Origin of the sequence: Micromonospora sp. B9E7, assembly GCF_039871815.1 — a bacterium.
Lineage (GTDB): Bacteria > Actinomycetota > Actinomycetes > Mycobacteriales > Micromonosporaceae > Micromonospora.
Window position 1 is genome coordinate 115,781 of the sequence record NZ_JBDPLX010000011.1, and the last position, 14,449, is coordinate 130,229.

A 14,449-nucleotide genomic window follows, 5' to 3' on the forward strand; every position below is an offset into this window, starting at 1 on the left:
GCGCCGGCCGGTCAGCTGTTGCCGCGTCGCGCGGCCCGTCGCTGCTGCTTGATGGTGTCGCGGACCTCACGCTCGGTCTCGGCGTGCCGGCGGCCGGCGGCGGCCTTACGCACGCCGTAGCCGAACGCGGCCACCTTGACCAGCGGGTTGGCGGCCGCGGCGGAGACGACGGTGGCCAGGTTGGCGATGTTGGCGGTGACGTTCTGCGCGTGGCTGGTCATCGTGTCGACCTTCGCCAACTGGAGGTTCACGCCGTCGAGCGAGGTCTGCACCTGCTCCAGCGCCGTGTTGACGTTCTTCACCGTGGTGTTCACGTCACCGAGCAGCGGCGCGGTCCGATCGTTGAGGTCGTTGATCATCCGGGTGGTGGCGTCAACCGTGTGCCGCAGCCGCAGGATGGGCAGCGTCAGGATGAGCACCAGCACCGCGAACGCGGATGCCGCGATCAGCGCCGCGATCGCTCCAAAGTCGCCCACGCCTGTCCTCCTCAAGCAGAGTTCCGCAGGACCCGACGTCCCCGGAACGCAGAACCATGGCACCCGTACCGGCCGCCACGCCGTCGACGGTCATCGGTAGCGGGCGTGCCCGCCAGCCCCAGACCCTACCGTCCGTGATGGAGCCCGGCTCACGACGGTGAGGGTGTCAGCTCACCCAGCGGATCGCCGCTGACCGTCGGGAACGGATCCTCTCCGGTCAGTGACGGGTCGGTGGTCGGCTGCGGCCTGGTCCGCTCGTCGTCGATCGCGTTACGCACCTTCACCGACACCAACGAGCCGGTGCACTCGGTCGCAGCGGCCGACGGATCGGCAGACGGATCGACAGACGGCACGACGGCCGGCTCGCCGTCGACCGGCGGCGGCACGCAGGTCGGCTCGCGGACCCACAGATCGAGCGTCAACTCGTCGCGCCGCCAACAGGTGTAGCTGCCCTTCGTCTCCTGCTCCGGGCAACGGCTCACCTTCCACGGCTGCCAGCCGTCCTGACGCAACGCGTCCTCGTAGGCCTTCGCCGTCTCCTCCGGCGCCTTCTCCGAGGTGACGGTGCGTTCCCGCAGCCGGCAGTCCAGCAGACACCACCGGCTCCCGCTGACGTCGTCGACCGTCTTCGCGGCCGCCCAACCCGGCACGTCGAGCTTGTCCAGGTTGTCGAAGACCGGATCACGGCTCAACGTCCGGATGCCGAAGAAGAGCGGCACCGCGCCGAGCAGCACGACGCTGACCAGCGCCAGCACCGCCGCACGCAGGCGCCGCCGTTCCCGCGACTCCCGGCGTGCCTCGGACCGGGCGCCCGCCGCGTCGGCGTCACCGGGCGAGCCCTGGTCGGCGGGACGCAGCGCGGGGCCGCCGGCCGGCTCCGGTGCCGGCCGTTCCGCCGGCCCGGACGGGGACGGCACCACGGCGGCGGCACGGGCCACCCCGACGGGATCGCCGGGGCGGCCGGGTGGCGGCACCGGGGCGACGCCGCTCGGTTCGGCGCGGCCGGGCTCCCGATTCGGTGGCAGGGCGCGTCCGGCGGCACGGTCGGAGGGGACGGGTCGGCCGAGCGGCGCCCCACTCCCCCGGTCGTCGGCGAGGGGCGGCTGGGCGGCGCCCGGTGGGCGGACGGCGGCACGAGCCGGACCCTCCGGACGCGGACGCGGTGGGCCGTCCACACCGGGAGGCACCGCGCCACGAGCAGAGCCCTCGGGACGCGAACCCGGCGGGCCGTCCACACCCGGAGGCACCGCGGCACGAGCCGGGCCCTCCGGACGGGCCGCGCCGCGAGCCTCCGCGCCGGGGCGGGGTGGGCCATCGGTGCCGCCACGCCCGGCGCCCGGGGCCGGCGCCTCCCCCGGGCCGGGCCGGACCCGTCCGGGTGGGGTGGAGCGGGCAGCGCCCCGAGCCGGTGCGGCAGGACCGCCGCCGGGTGTGGGTCGTCCAGCGGCGTACGGTTCGTCGCCGCGGGGTCCGGGTCGGCCCGGACCAGCCGGGCCCTCGGGGCCGGACTCGGCCGACGGACGACGTCGCCGGGCGGTCGGATCCGGCGCGGGCGTCCCGTCCGGACCAGGCCCCGCCGCCGCACGACCACGCCGGCCGGTCGGGTCCGGAGGGGACGCCGCAGCACCCCGACCCCGGCCGGGTCGGCCGCCGGGCGACGGTGGATAGGGCAGAGCCTGTTCGCCGGTGGAACCTGACGTGTCCGGCCGGACGGCACGACGACCGGTCGGTGCATCCGCTCCCGGGTCGGTCGGCGGGCCGGCGGGGCGGCGGCCGGCGGGGCGCTCCGCGGCCGGGTCCGGTACGCCGAGTCGACCGGACGCCTGGTCGACGATGTCCCCTGTGCCGCCAGGCGCTGCGGGTCGCCGAGCCGAGGGCGGCGGGGTGGCCGCTCGGCGGTCGACGACCGGCAGACCTGGGTCGGTGTGCGGTAGGCGACCGGCCTGGCGCAGCCAGTCGGCGGGCCGCTCCGGGCGGTCCGCCCGAGATTCGCCGCCGGCCGGCGTACGCCGCTCCGGCTCGTCGGAGGCGGCCCGGCGGCGACCGGTGCCGTCGGCCGGGACGACCGTGGGCGTCGCGCCGCTGTGGCCGCCGGAGGCCGCGGGCACCGGCGGGGCGTTGCCCGAGCGGGGCACCACCGGCTCGTCGGGTTCGGCGGCACGGCGACGGCCGCCGCCTGCCGGGCGGGCGGGCTCGGCGGCACGGCGGCCGGTCGGCTCGGGCGCCCCGGGGTCGACCGGGCCCGGCCGACGCCGGGCGGTACGTGCGTCATGCTCGATGGCGGGGTCGGGCCGCAGGCCGTCCGCGACCGGGGGGATGGCGCCGGCCGGCGGCCGTGCACGGCCAGGCTCGACGGACTCCGGGCCCGGCCGGCGGCCCGGCGGGGCGGCGTCCGGACGGCGCAGCGGGGGCACGGCGTCCGGGTGGCCCCCGGAGGCGGCGGGATCCGGACGACGACCGGGCGGCACGGCGACTTCGGGGCGCCGACCGGTCGGGGGCCCGGAGATCGGCGGGCCCCCGGGTGGGCCGGACGGAGCCGCTGCGGGCCGAGCACGGCCGCCGGGCGCGTCGGGAGTCGGGTGAACGCCCGGTGGTGGGCCGGCCGGGTCACCGCCGACCGGACGGGCGGTGGGTGGCGACGGCGGTACGGCGGCGCGGGCACCCGGGGCCGGCTGCACACCGCGACGCGGCGGCTGGCCCGGGGCAGGAGCGCCGGGGCCGGCTGCGGGGGGTCGGTCGTCCGGGCGGCGGCCCGCCGGCGGTGCCTCTCCCGGCCAGGGGCCGTCTACCGGTCGGCGCGGGCCGGCACCACCCGGGTCGCTCTGCCGGGGCGCGGGCGGCGCCTCCGGCGGCACCGGTGCGCCTGCGCGCGCACCGGGCTGCGGCCCGGCCGGTGCACCCCCGGCGGGGCGGTTCGGCTCTGCCGGGGCACCGTCCGGGCCCAGCTCGGTGCGTTGCTGCTTGGCCGAGCGCAGGTCGTCGATCCAGCCGAACTCCTCGCCGGCGACCGGCTCCTCCGGCTCGGTCTCCGCCGTCCGACCCCGACCCCAGCGGCGAGCCTTGGCGCGGGGGTCGCGCCGCTCGTCCGGGCCCTCGTCCGGGCGGTCCCCACCACGCGATTTCACTGTTGACCCTCTCCTGCGGCGTCGGTGCCGCTGTCCTGCATCGTGCCGGGGGTGCCCGTGCCCGTCGCCGGGCGACCGGTCTCGCCAGCAGGCGCCGACGCGGTCTGTGCCGTCACAGGTGGCTCGGCTGTCGGATTGTCCGGACGGGTGGCCGGGGCCGGCAGACCCCGCACGATCCGGCGCAGCAGGGGCAGCCGGCTGGCCACCGCCCGTTCCGCGCCGTGCGGGCTGGGCTGGTAGTAGTCGGTGCCCACCAGGTCGTCCGGGACGTACTGCTGGGTGACCACGCCGCGCTGGTCGTCGTGCGGGTAGCGGTAGCCGGTCCCGTGACCCAACCCCCGGGCTCCGGCGTAGTGCGCGTCGCGCAGCCCTCGTGGTACGGAGCCACCACGACCGGCCCGGACGTCGGCGATCGCGGCCCCGATGGCGGTGGTGGCCGAGTTCGACTTGGGAGCGGTGGCCAGGTGGATCACCGCCTGGGCCAGGTTGAGCTGCGCTTCGGGCAGCCCGACGTACTCGACCGCGTGCGCGGCGGCGGTGGCGACGCTCAACGCCCCGGGGTCGGCCATGCCCACGTCCTCGCTGGCGAAGATGACCAGGCGGCGGGCGATGAACCGGGCGTCCTCGCCGGCGACCAGCATGCGCGCCAACCAGTGCACGGCGGCGTCCACGTCCGAGCCGCGCATGCTCTTGATGAAGGCGCTGACGACGTCGTAGTGGGCGTCGCCGTCGCGGTCGTAACGCACCGCGGCCACGTCGACCGCCTGCTCGGCGGTGGCCAGGTCGATCCGGCCGGTGCCGAGCGCCGTGGCGGAGGCCGCCGCCGCCTCCAGCGCGGTGAGTGCCTTGCGGACGTCACCGGAGGCGAGCCGGACCAGGTGGTCCTCGGCCTCGGTGGTCAGGGTGAGCGCGGCGTCGAGGCCGCGCTTGTCGGCGACCGCGCGACGCAGCAGGCCCCGCACCGCCTCGTCGTCCAACGGTTGCAGGGTGAGCAGCACGCACCGCGACAGCAGCGGAGAGATGACCGAGAAGTACGGGTTCTCGGTGGTGGCCGCCAGCAGGGTGACCGTACGGTCCTCGACTGCGGCGAGCAGCGAATCCTGTTGGGTCTTGCTGAACCGGTGCACCTCGTCGATGAAGAGCACGGTCTGCGGGCCGCCCGAGCGGCGCTGGCGGCGGGCCGTCTCGATCACCGCTCGCACGTCCTTCACGCCGGCGGAGAGCGCCGACATGGCGACGAAGCGACGGTCGGTGGCCCCGGCCACCAGATGCGCGATGGTGGTCTTGCCGCTGCCCGGGGGGCCCCAGAGGATCACCGACATCGGAGCCCCGCCGGAGACCAGTTGCCGCAGGGGTGCGCCGGGAGCGAGCAGGTGCTCCTGCCCGACCAGTTCGTCGAGGCTCGCCGGGCGCATCCGGACGGGCAGGGGCGAGTCGTCGGCCACCGCGGTGAAGCCGTCGACACCGGCGGGGCCGTCGGGCGCGCTGCGCGACCCGGCGGGTTCACCGAGGGAGAAGAGGGCGTCGGACTCCATCACGAAGACAGTACCGGGCCGGGCCCACGACGCCGGAATCGCGCCGGGGGCCCGCCACCGGTGATCGGTTCCGGTCAGCCACGACCGGGGCGCCGGCCCCGGTACCAGCGGCCGCCACCACCACCGCGCGGGCCGCTGCCCACGCCGCCCAGGTAGAGCGAGAGCAGGAGAAGCCCGATGAGCACGAGAGTGTTCCAGTTGAACAGGTCCGGTGCTCCGAAGTCTGTGTTGAGCAGGTCGAGCAGCAGGGCGAAGCCAAAGACGATGGCCGCGAGAATGGCGAGCATGTCGGTCCTCCGGTGGGGGTTCCCAGTAGGTCGGCGCGTGATGTACCCAATCGGTCGGCTCGCCAATCTCCACGGTGGATTTGGCCGCGTCGACCCAGGCCGGCGTGGGCGTTCCGCCACCGGCTCCTAGGCTGGTTCCCATGATCATCGACGACCAGGTGCTCCTGGGACGAAGCGCCATCCTGGCCGCCGTCGGCCACCACCCGTTCGCCCGGCACGCGCTCGGGCGGGCCGCGCCGGCGCGCGCACACCAGCGCGACGGTGCCGTGCTGTGGCTGGTTCCGCCCGAGCACGGACCGGCCGGCTGCGCGATCGGCCCGGCCGAACCGGCGCTGGACATCTGCGCCGCGCTCATCGCCGACGGCACGCTGCGCCCGGGGCACCGGCTGCACCTGCCCCGGCACGATCGCGGTCTGCTGGTCGACCGGCTGGCGGTGGCCGAGCAGAGCGACTGGGACTTCCACTGGACCGACGAGCCGCCGCCGGTCCAGCCGGACGAGCAGTCCGTCGTACGCCTCACCGACGCCGACCAGCCGGCGCTGGCGGCGCTGGTCGAAGAGTCGTTCCCCAGCAGCACCTCCCGCCCCGGCGACCCACGGGTGGTCGACTGGTACGGCATCCGGGCCGGCGACCGGTTGGTGGCGTGCGGCGCGGACCGCAGCCAGGGCGACATCGGGTTCGTCGCCGGCCTGACCGTCGCCCCCGACCAGCGGGGTCGAGGGCTGGGCGCGTCCCTGACCGCCGGAATGACCCGGGCGCTGCTGGCGCGCCACGGCACCGTGGGGCTCGGTGTCTACACGCACAACGTCGGGGCGGCGCGCCTCTATCGTCGGCTCGGCTTCACGAACACCCTCGCGCTCAGCTCGATCCGCCTCGCCTGACTGGCCGGCTGCCAGTCAGGCGAGGGGCCTTCACTCAGCGCTCGGCGGCGGCCACCGGGACCGCGGTCGGCTCGACGGCCGGGCCGGCCCGGCGGCCGGCCAGCCAGGCGGGCAGGTAGAGCGGCGCGGCCACGGCCAGCACCACAGCGCCGACCACCATCGCGGTGCTCACGCTGGCAGCGGCGGCGATCGCGGTCAGGACCACCCCGCCGAGCGCGCCGGCCGGTGCCGCCATCATCGAGTTCAGCGAGAGCACGCTGGTCCGGTACGGACCGTCGACCTGCCGGTGCAGCAACCCACTGTGCAACGGGTTGGACGCGCCGTGCACGGCGTAGCAGGCCAGGTAGGCCACCAGCACGCCGACCGGCCCGGCGAACAACCCCATCCCGACCACCGTCACGCCCTGGAGGATGCGCAGCAGGGCCGCACCCGGGGCGGCGCCGAACCAGCGCAGCAGCAGTGGAGTCAGTGCCGCGCCGGCCGCCGAGGCGAGCCAGGCGGCCGAGTTCGCCGGCCCGAGCAGCGCCGCCGCGCGTTCCGGGTCGCCGATCACCTCGGCGAGCCGGACCGGCAGCAGCGACTCGAAGGTGACCATGCCGAAGCCCCAGAACAGCTCGACGGCCACCAACGCCAGCAGCACCCGGGACCGACGCAGCAGCCCGACGGCCTGACCGATCATCCGGGGCGCCTGGACCACCGAGGACCGCAGCGCCGCGAACCCGGTGACTGGCCGCTCTTCGACAAGCAGCACGACCAGCGCGACGAGCGCCGCCGCCTGCGCGACGATGGCGGCCAACACGGGCACCGTGAGCGCGCTGACCGGCCCGATCGGGCCGAGCGCGATGAGACCGCCGCTGAGCAGGGCGCCACCGCCGATGGCCCCACCGATGACGGTGCCGGCGTACCCGAGGCCACGCTCGTACTCGGCCTCCGGGTCGGCGGCGAGGGTGGCGTCGACGTACCAGGACTCCAACGGGCCGCTGTCCAACGCCCGGTAGATGCCCTGCAGAGCCCAGACCACGAAGAACAGCACGAACGAGTCGGCCACCGCGAACAGCGCCAACGAGGCGAGGTTGATCGCTCCGGCGGCGAGCAGCACCGGCCGGCGGCCGAGGGCGTCGGCGAGCCCGCCGGTGGGCAACTCCAGCGCCAGCACCAGCAGGCCCTGCGCGGTGCCGACCAGGCCGATCTGCGGCAGCGACAGGCCACGCTCCTGCATCAGCAGGATCATGACCGGGATCATCAGACCCGTGGGCAGCCAGCGCAGGCCGTAGAGCGTGAGGTAACGACGCCGGACCTGACGTACGGTCAGCGCGCTCACGACACCACCTCCGTTCGCGACTGCGGGGCTCGCAAAACCGGCTCACTCCTCGCGCTCACCAGCGCTCGTCCAGCCGTGGGATGCCCGCCAGGAACAGGTGCACCGGCTTTACGTCGGCGCTGTCCGCGACGGGCTCGTCGCGGTAGCGCATCAGCACCGCCCACAACTCGTCGTTGAGTGCCCGCAGCCGGGTCGGGTCGAGCGGCAGCACCAGGTCACTCATGCCGGCGGCATCGCGCCAGTCCCGGGGGTGGTGGTGCTCGACGGCCAGCCACCGCTCGGCCAGGTCGGCCATCACCCGCACCTGATCAGCCTGGATCCACTGCACGGCGGCGCGGGCGTCCGGGTCGTCGTCGAAGTCGGTGGGCTCGAAGTCGCTGATGTCGTGTGCCGCCTGCCACCATCGCTGCCGGCTGGTGCCCCGGTCGGGGTCCTCGGTCACCAGCCCGACCTCGGCGAGCTGGCGCAGGTGGTAGCTCGTGGCACCGGTGTTGGTGTTCAGCTTCTCGGCCAGGGCGGTCGCGGTCGCCGGACCATCGATCCGCAGCGAGCCGAGCAGCCGCATTCGCAGCGGGTGGGCCAGCGTGCGGACCTGTTGGTTGTCCAGATGGACTCGACGTGGCTCGACCGGCCCGCCGGGTGAAGGGCTCTCCATACGTGCACACTATCTCTGCACACTTCATATGCACAAGATCTGTGCATATGAAATGTGCGTCCAGGTTCGACGCTACTCGGTGGCCTCAGGGAGCCAGGAGTTCGCGTACCCCGCGCAGTCGCGTGCGCAGCAGGCCGACGGCGCGAGCGGAGTCGAGGCGTACGTCGAGGGGGCGGGACAGGCCGGTGGAGGCCCCGGTGGTGGTCTTGAGCCCGGCCGCGTCCAGGCCGTCCCGCTCGGCGACCAGCAGGCCCAGCTCGGCCCGGCTCACCGCGTCCGGGCCGGCCACGTTGAGCAGCCCGGCGTACGACGAGTCGACCAGCTCCAGCACGGCTTCGGCCAGGTCGGTGACGTCGATCGGGCAGCGCAGCTCGTCGGAGAACAGGACCGCCCGGCCGGCGAGCGCGTCCCGGCAGAGCTGGATCTGTTTGCTGCCTTCGCCCAGGATCAGCGAGGTACGCACCAGGGCGGCACCCGGGTCGATCGCCCGCACGGCGGTCTCGGCCGCCGCCTTCGCGGCACCGTACGCGTGCACGGGTGTGGGTGGTTCGTCGTCCGCGTACGGCGTGGGACGGCCGGCGTGCAGGGCGTCACTGGACACGTGCACCAGCCGGGCACCCGCCTCGGCGGCGGCGACCGCCACGTTCGCGGCCCCGTCGGCGGTGACCGCCCAGTCGTCGTACCGATAGGGGGTTGCGACCACGGCGTCCGGCCGCACCTCGGCGACCAGCGCGCGCACGGCGGCCCGGTCGGTCACGTCCAGCCGACGTGCCGCGACACCCGGCACGGCAATCTCACCGGAGTAAAACGTCCCAACAACCGACCAGCCAAGCCCGAGGCCCCGCCGACAAACCGACCGCCCCAGTAACCCACTACCCCCGACAACAAGCACCCGCATGGCAGCCCACTCCCCCACCTAGGTCGATCATGAGGTTAACGAGCGACACGCCGACGCGTGGGCCCGCCAACCCCATGATCAACGAGGCGAGAGGAAGGAGATGCGGGTCAGACCGGGTCTGCTACCGGGGCTGCGGGGCCTGCCGTTCCCGTGTGGGCGGCGGGGGTCGGCTTGGGCTTGGCGTCGATGCCGGCCTCGGCGCGCTGCTGGGCGGTGATCGGGGTGGGGGCGCTGGTCAGCGGGTCGAAGCCACCCCGGGTCTTCGGGAAGGCGATGACCTCGCGGATGGAGTCGGCACCGGCGAGCAGCATGCAGACCCGGTCCCAGCCGAAGGCGATGCCGCCGTGCGGCGGGGCGCCGTACTTGAACGCCTCCAGCAGGAAGCCGAACTTGTCCTGCGCCTCCTCGGGCGTGATGCCGAGCAGGTCGAAGACCCGCTTCTGCACGTCACCCCGGTGGATACGGATCGACCCGCCGCCGATCTCGTTGCCGTTGCAGACGATGTCGTACGCGTACGCCAGGGCCCGGTCCGGAGCCTCCTCGAACCGGTCGACCCACTCGGCGTTCGGCGAGGTGAACGGGTGGTGCACGGCCGTCCAACCGCCCTCGTCCGTGCGCTCGAACATCGGCGCGTCGACCACCCAGCAGAACGCCCAGGCGCTCTCGTCGATCAGACCGGCCCGCTTGGCGATCTCGACACGGGCCGCGCCCAGCAACTCCTGCGCCTCCCGGGTGGTGGCGCTGGCGGCGAAGAAGACCGCGTCGCCCGGCTTCGCGCCGACCGCGTCGGCGAGCCCGCCCAGGTGCTCGGCGGAGAGGTTCTTCGCCACCGGGCCGCGCGCCTCGCCGGTCTCGGCGTCCAGCACCACGTACGCCAGGCCCCGGGCGCCACGCGCCTTGGCCCAGTCCTGCCAGCCGTCCAGCTCCTTGCGGCTCTGCGCCGCGCCGCCCGGCATCACGACCGCGCCGACGTAGCCGCCCGCGTCGATCGCTCCGGCGAAGACCCGGAACTCGGTGCCGCGCAGGTAGTCGGTCAGCTCGGTCAGCTCGACGCCGTAGCGCAGGTCCGGCTTGTCCGAGCCGTACCGGGCCATCGCGTCGTGCCAGGTGATCCGTGGGATCGGCTGGCTGATCTCGTGCCCGGCCAGGTCCTTCCAGAGCGCCGAGACGATCGCCTCGCCGAGGTCGATCACGTCGTCCTCGGTGACGAACGACATCTCGATGTCGAGCTGGGTGAACTCGGGCTGCCGGTCGGCCCGGAAGTCCTCGTCGCGGTAGCAGCGGGCGATCTGGTAGTACCGCTCCATGCCGCCGACCATCAGCAGCTGCTTGAACAGCTGCGGCGACTGCGGCAGCGCGTACCAGCTGCCCGGCTGAAGTCGCACCGGGACCAGGAAGTCGCGGGCGCCCTCGGGCGTCGAGCGGGTCAGCGTCGGCGTCTCGATCTCCAGGAAGTCCCGCTCGTGCAGCACGCCCCGGGCGAGGTGGCTGGCGCGCGAGCGCAGCCGCAGCGCGTTCGCCGGGCCGCTGCGGCGCAGGTCCAGGTAGCGGTATCGGAGCCGGACGTCGTCGCCGGCCTCGACCTGGTCGTCCACCGGCAGCGGCAGCGGGGCCGCCTCGGAGAGCACCTCCAGGTCGGTGACGGTCACCTCGACCTCACCGGTGGGCAGCTCCGGGTTCTCGTTGCCGTCCGGCCGGCGGGTCACCTCGCCGACGACCTTCACGCAGAACTCGTTGCGCAGCGCGTGCGCATCTTCCTCACGGAACACCACCTGGACAACACCGGAACCGTCGCGCAGGTCGACGAAGATGACCCCGCCGTGGTCGCGCCGGCGGGCCACCCACCCGGCGAGCGTCACCGTCGAGCCGGCGTCCGCGGCGCGCAGGCTTCCGGCATTGTGGGTACGGATCACGGCTGGCAACTCCTCATCGTGGAACAGTCCTCACCGGCATTCTGTCAGGGGTGGCCGCCCCGCCTCCGGGGCACCCGCCAGGCCGGCGCGATTCGCAGGTGGGGCGGACCCGCGAACCCGACTCGGCCGACGGCCATGCCGGTTAACGTGGCGAAATGCGCGCCGTACCGAACTGGGCCGTCGCCACGGCGGCTGCCGCACCCCTGTTGCTGGTGACCGGCTGGACGGTCGCGGAGGCGCGGCAACCCGCCGGCTACGACCCGGTCCGGGACACCATCAGCGAGTTGGCCGGGCACGACGCCGCCGACGCCTGGATCATGATCACTTGCCTGGTGTTACTCGGCTGCTGCTATCTGGCCGTCGCCGCCGTGCTGCACGCGGCCGGGTTACCCAGCCGTTTCCTGCTGGCCGTCGGCGGGGTGGCGACCATCGCGCTCGTCGCGTTCCCCCGACCCACGGTCGGTGGTTCGCTCAGCCACGGCATCGTGGCGACCGTGGCCGTCCTGGCCCTGGCTCTCTGGCCGGCCGGGTCGGCGCTGTGGCTGCCGCGCGGGCACGACGCCGGGCACCCGAACCGGCCCGAACCGCCCTGGGCGTTTCGCCGGACCGTGGGGCTGAGCGCCACTGTGGCGCTGCTCGCGCTCTTCGGCTGGTTCGCGTTCGAGGTGACCAGCGGTTCCCGCACCGGGCTGGCCGAGCGGGTGACGGCGGTGGCGGTCTCCCTGTGGCCGTTGTTGGCGATCCTCTCCGCTCGGCGGGCGCACCTCGCCTGGGTCGCCGGCGGCGCGGCACCTGCCGGCACGGCTCCGATCGCCGGCGTCGTACCCCCGGATCCCCTGCGGCCGGCGGACGGGCCGGATGGGCTCACCTGAGCCGGGCCGCACACGCGGCGCGGGCCGCCGGAGGAATTCCGGCGGCCCGCGGTCGGTGGTTCGATCAGAAGACGCTGACGCCGTAACGGCTGAGCGCCTCGGTGACCGGCTGGAAGAAGGTCGTGCCGCCGGTGCGGCAGTTGCCGCTGCCACCGGAGGTGAGACCCAGGGCGGTGCCGCCGGCGAACAGCGAACCGCCGCTGTCGCCCGGCTCGGCGCAGACGTTGGTGCGGATCAGGCCGGAGACCGAGCCCTCGGCGTAGTTCACCGTGGCGTTGGTCGCGGTCACCGAGCCGCTGCGCAGGCCGGTGGTGCTGCCGGAGCGCTGCACCGACTGGCCGACCGACGCGTTGCCGGAGCCGGTGATGTCCCGGTAGCTGCCGTTGTAGAGGTAGACGTTGCCGGCGGCGTTAGCCGAGTTGTTGTGCCGCACGATGCCGTAGTCGTTGCCCGGGAAGCTGGTGCCGGCACGGCTGCCGAGCAGCGCGGTCTGGGCGGAGTTCGAGTACCAGCTGGCCGAGATGTTGGTGCAGTGCCCGGCCGTCAGGAAGTAGTAGGTGCTGCCACTGCGCACGTTGAAGCCGAGCGAGCAACGCCCGCCGCCGCCGGCGTAGATGGCCTGACCGCCGGAGATCCGGGTGCTCAGCACGCCCGCCTCGGCCTCGACCCGGACCGCGCCGTTGGCCCGCGCGGCGGCGGCCTTGACCCGCTCCAGCTTCGCCCCGGTGACGGTGCTGTCCACGGAGACCACGACCTGGTTGGTGACCGGGTCGCTCCACCAGGCGGTGCCCGGGATCTTGGCGGAGCGCTCCAGGTCGGCGGTGGCCCGGTTGAGTTCGGCGGCACCGCGGGTGACGTAGCGGACGACGGCGCCGGCCTTGCTCGCCTTGCTGGCGGCGGCGGCGTCGGTCACCGTGACGACGGACTTGCCACTGGCGTCGATGTACGAGCCGGCCGAGCGGTCGCCGAGTTCCGCGGAGAGCGCGGCGGCGGCATCGGGCGAGGCGGCGGGAGCGGCCTGGGCGGGTGCGCCGATGAGCGCGCCGACAACCAGGGATCCGGACACGGCGACGGTGGCCGCGACGCGGAACGAGGACCTCGTGGGTCGCATGTAACAAACCTCCTGGGCGGGGGAACGGGTCTCGCCGTGGGGGACGGCTGACCCGAGGGCAACCCGGCCGATCTGCGAAAACCGGCCGAGTGAACTGAAGTATTCACATACTTAAGATCATTGACAAGGCTTGGATTCGCCCGAATTTGCCGATCTTGATCGATCATCTCGGCGCAACACCACTGACGCACTGGTGAACAACCACCGTCACACCAATGCTGACTTTCGTGCGCACGATCATCGATGTCTGTCGGATGCTCCACGACGAAACACCGACGGCTCGCCTCAGGGGGTACGGCGACGGGCCCCGGGGCCCGGGCGCGGCACGACGTCGCGCAACCGCTGCACGTCGTGCCCGTCGGCACACCGCAGCTCGACGCGTATCGGCGCGTCGCAGTCACGGTGCGTGATGCTGATCGGCGACCCCTCCGAGTCGGCGAGGTGCCGGTCGCCCCATCCGAGCACGGCGACCAGCACCGGCCACAGGTCCAGGCCCTTCTCCGTCAGCCGGTACTCGTGCCGCAACCGGCTGCCCGGCTCCCGGTACGGCTCACGTCTCAGCACACCCTGCTCGACGAGGGTGGCCAGCCGGTTGGTCAGCACCTGACGCGGAATGCCGGTGCGCACCCGCATGTCGTCGAAGCGGCGTACGCCGGTGAACACCTCCCGGAGCACCACCAGGGTCCACCGCTCACCGAGAACCTCCATCGCGCGGGCGATGGTGCAGTTCTCCACCGACCAGTCCAGTGCCGCGGGTCGCATCCGCACAGGCTAGATCTCGTTGACAGACTCAGCAACCTGCTGCCAGGCTGCGTCCATGACGCAGACGCAGGAACCGGGGCGCAGCCGCACCTTCAGCTGGGCGGACCCGGCGGCCAACGCCGCGCAGGTCGGCCGACGCAGCGGCCTCGACATGCTCCGGGCGATGATCGCCGGCGAACTGGCCGCGCCGCCGGTCATGCACCTCATCGACATGACCCGGATGCAGGCCGACGAGGGGCGGGTCAGCGTCGAGCTGACCCCGCAGGAGTTCCACTACAACCCGCTCGGCACCGTCCACGGCGGCGTGCTCTCGACCCTGCTGGACACCGCCGCCGGGTGCGCCGTGCACACCACCCTGCCGGCCGGCATCGGCTACACGTCGCTGGACCTCAACGTGAAGTTCCTCCGCCCGGTCACGGTCGACAGCGGCACGCTGCGCTGCGAGGGAACCGTGCTGCAACGTGGCCGGCGCACGGCCCTGGCCGAGGCCCGCATCACCGACGCGAACGCCCGCCTGATAGCCCACGCCACCAGCACCTGCCTCCTGATCCCCCAACCCTGAAAACCCACCCCCTCCCCTCGCCCTGTTGAGTTGACCAAGAGGTTTGCGTCA

Annotated in this window: 13 protein-coding genes; 3 read left to right on the top strand and 10 right to left on the bottom strand. The window is 73.8% G+C overall.

From position 1 onward, the window contains the following. Positions 1 to 11: 11 nt before the first annotated feature. The 4 genes from ABGB10_RS19585 to ABGB10_RS19600 all read right to left on the bottom strand — a co-directional run bounded on the left by ABGB10_RS19585 (position 12) and on the right by ABGB10_RS19600 (position 5,423). Positions 12 to 476, bottom strand: a complete 465-nt coding sequence (locus ABGB10_RS19585) for a DUF948 domain-containing protein (protein ID WP_347662288.1) — start codon at positions 474 to 476, stop codon at positions 12 to 14. Positions 477 to 625: 149 nt separating this feature from the next. Then, positions 626 to 1,333, bottom strand: a complete 708-nt coding sequence (locus ABGB10_RS19590) for a hypothetical protein (RefSeq protein WP_347662363.1) — start codon at positions 1,331 to 1,333, stop codon at positions 626 to 628. Positions 1,334 to 3,597: 2,264 nt separating this feature from the next. Beyond that, positions 3,598 to 5,136 carry a replication-associated recombination protein A gene (locus ABGB10_RS19595; RefSeq protein WP_347662289.1) on the bottom strand — a complete coding sequence of 513 codons (1,539 nt, stop codon included), beginning with the start codon at positions 5,134 to 5,136 and terminating at the stop codon, positions 3,598 to 3,600. A 74-nt stretch (positions 5,137 to 5,210) separates the two neighbouring features. Then, on the bottom strand, positions 5,211 to 5,423 hold the full coding sequence (locus ABGB10_RS19600) for a hypothetical protein (protein WP_030488373.1): 213 nt from the start codon (positions 5,421 to 5,423) through the stop codon (positions 5,211 to 5,213). A 140-nt stretch (positions 5,424 to 5,563) separates the two neighbouring features. Between ABGB10_RS19600 and ABGB10_RS19605 the strand changes: the two genes are divergently transcribed. Beyond that, a complete protein-coding gene (locus tag ABGB10_RS19605; protein WP_347662290.1) occupies positions 5,564 to 6,304 on the top strand; it encodes a GNAT family N-acetyltransferase in 741 nt (246 codons plus the stop codon). Between the two features lie 34 nt (positions 6,305 to 6,338). On the opposite strand, the gene ABGB10_RS19610 is transcribed toward ABGB10_RS19605, so the two are convergent. The 4 genes from ABGB10_RS19610 to aspS form a co-directional block, all read right to left on the bottom strand. Further along, complete coding sequence (locus ABGB10_RS19610) at positions 6,339 to 7,625, bottom strand: MFS transporter (RefSeq protein WP_347662291.1); 1,287 nt, start codon at positions 7,623 to 7,625, stop codon at positions 6,339 to 6,341. Positions 7,626 to 7,680: 55 nt separating this feature from the next. Next, on the bottom strand, positions 7,681 to 8,280 hold the full coding sequence (locus ABGB10_RS19615) for a helix-turn-helix domain-containing protein (RefSeq protein WP_347662292.1): 600 nt from the start codon (positions 8,278 to 8,280) through the stop codon (positions 7,681 to 7,683). A gap of 85 nt (positions 8,281 to 8,365) precedes the next feature. Further along, a complete protein-coding gene (locus ABGB10_RS19620; RefSeq protein ID WP_347662293.1) occupies positions 8,366 to 9,178 on the bottom strand; it encodes a sugar nucleotide-binding protein in 813 nt (270 codons plus the stop codon). A 107-nt stretch (positions 9,179 to 9,285) separates the two neighbouring features. After that, positions 9,286 to 11,091: an aspartate--tRNA ligase gene (gene aspS / locus ABGB10_RS19625; RefSeq protein ID WP_347662294.1), complete on the bottom strand. Its 1,806-nt coding sequence runs from the start codon at positions 11,089 to 11,091 to the stop codon at positions 9,286 to 9,288. Positions 11,092 to 11,246: 155 nt separating this feature from the next. On the opposite strand from aspS, the gene ABGB10_RS19630 reads away from it, so the two are divergent. Continuing rightward, complete coding sequence (locus ABGB10_RS19630) at positions 11,247 to 11,963, top strand: DUF998 domain-containing protein (protein WP_347662295.1); 717 nt, start codon at positions 11,247 to 11,249, stop codon at positions 11,961 to 11,963. A gap of 64 nt (positions 11,964 to 12,027) precedes the next feature. Here ABGB10_RS19630 and ABGB10_RS19635 read toward each other — a convergent pair whose 3' ends face one another. Both ABGB10_RS19635 and ABGB10_RS19640 read right to left on the bottom strand, forming a co-directional pair. Beyond that, complete coding sequence (locus ABGB10_RS19635; RefSeq protein ID WP_347662296.1) at positions 12,028 to 13,074, bottom strand: S1 family peptidase; 1,047 nt, start codon at positions 13,072 to 13,074, stop codon at positions 12,028 to 12,030. A 285-nt stretch (positions 13,075 to 13,359) separates the two neighbouring features. Beyond that, positions 13,360 to 13,836, bottom strand: coding sequence for a helix-turn-helix domain-containing protein (locus ABGB10_RS19640; RefSeq protein ID WP_347662298.1), 477 nt, complete (start codon positions 13,834 to 13,836; stop codon positions 13,360 to 13,362). A 55-nt stretch (positions 13,837 to 13,891) separates the two neighbouring features. Between ABGB10_RS19640 and ABGB10_RS19645 the strand changes: the two genes are divergently transcribed. Continuing rightward, positions 13,892 to 14,398 (top strand): PaaI family thioesterase, encoded by a 507-nt coding sequence (locus ABGB10_RS19645; protein ID WP_347662299.1) that lies wholly within the window; start codon positions 13,892 to 13,894, stop codon positions 14,396 to 14,398. Positions 14,399 to 14,449: the final 51 nt, after the last annotated feature.

Excerpts from the sequence above, each read along its gene's own strand:
- ABGB10_RS19615 (WP_347662292.1), bottom strand. The coding sequence starts at position 8,280 with ATGGAGAGCCCTTCACCCGGCGGGCCGGTCGAGCCACGTCGAGTCCAT.
- ABGB10_RS19600 (WP_030488373.1), bottom strand. The coding sequence starts at position 5,423 with ATGCTCGCCATTCTCGCGGCCATCGTCTTTGGCTTCGCCCTGCTGCTC.
- ABGB10_RS19620 (WP_347662293.1), bottom strand. The coding sequence starts at position 9,178 with ATGCGGGTGCTTGTTGTCGGGGGTAGTGGGTTACTGGGGCGGTCGGTT.
- ABGB10_RS19595 (WP_347662289.1), bottom strand. The coding sequence starts at position 5,136 with ATGGAGTCCGACGCCCTCTTCTCCCTCGGTGAACCCGCCGGGTCGCGC.
- ABGB10_RS19635 (WP_347662296.1), bottom strand. The coding sequence starts at position 13,074 with ATGCGACCCACGAGGTCCTCGTTCCGCGTCGCGGCCACCGTCGCCGTG.
- ABGB10_RS19605 (WP_347662290.1), top strand. The coding sequence starts at position 5,564 with ATGATCATCGACGACCAGGTGCTCCTGGGACGAAGCGCCATCCTGGCC.
- ABGB10_RS19630 (WP_347662295.1), top strand. The coding sequence starts at position 11,247 with ATGCGCGCCGTACCGAACTGGGCCGTCGCCACGGCGGCTGCCGCACCC.
- ABGB10_RS19645 (WP_347662299.1), top strand. The coding sequence starts at position 13,892 with ATGACGCAGACGCAGGAACCGGGGCGCAGCCGCACCTTCAGCTGGGCG.
- ABGB10_RS19640 (WP_347662298.1), bottom strand. The coding sequence starts at position 13,836 with ATGCGACCCGCGGCACTGGACTGGTCGGTGGAGAACTGCACCATCGCC.